We start from the raw sequence: 685 nt of genomic DNA on the forward strand, positions 1-685 counted from the left end.
TCTCTTTATTGCACAAAACGTATCAAAAAGCAAGCTGTTAAGTAAAATAAAAATGGGATTCACACTGTAGATTCAGTGATTTATAATTATCATTTATTAAATCAATTTAAATCATAATGAATAAAATGAACGCTGTTAATTTACCTTCTTTTCAAACAGAAGAACAATCTTCTTTTCGTCAACTGCCCCATAATATTGAAGCAGAGAAAGCTTTGCTGGGTGCTATCATTATCAATAATAATGCTCTTGATAGCGTTTCTGATTTTTTAAAAGCAGAGCACTTTTTTGAACCGTTGCATCAAAAGCTTTTTGATATCATTTCACAAATTATTCAAAATGGAAAAGTTGCAGATCCCATTACTATTAAGCCCTTTGTTGAAAATGATGCGAAAATTGGTGACATCACTGTATATAATTACGTGGTGCGTTTAGCTAAAGAAGCTGTAACAATCATTAATACTAAAGATTATGGGAGTGTCATTTATGATCTGTTTATCCGACGCTCTTTAATTAACCTTGGCACTCAAGTTGTGAATAGAGCTTATGATGTTTCTGTAGAACTTACAACATCACAACAAATTGAAACTGTTGAAAATCAGTTGTTTGAATTGGCAGAAAAAGGAAAATATGGGGGTGGGTTTGAAAACTTTAATACAGCCATTGCAAAAGCACTTAACATGGCAAG

General features: G+C 32.1%; 1 protein-coding gene. It reads left to right on the forward strand.

Going from position 1 to position 685, the window contains the following annotated elements:
* Window positions 1-116 precede the first annotated feature (116 nt).
* The coding region (locus tag ACFILO_RS09635) for a DnaB-like helicase N-terminal domain-containing protein (RefSeq protein WP_375678231.1) at window positions 117-685 on the forward strand (569 nt) is incomplete at its 3' end.

Source organism: Bartonella sp. AP72JLCBS (genome assembly GCF_042195705.1).
Lineage (GTDB): Bacteria > Pseudomonadota > Alphaproteobacteria > Rhizobiales > Rhizobiaceae > Bartonella.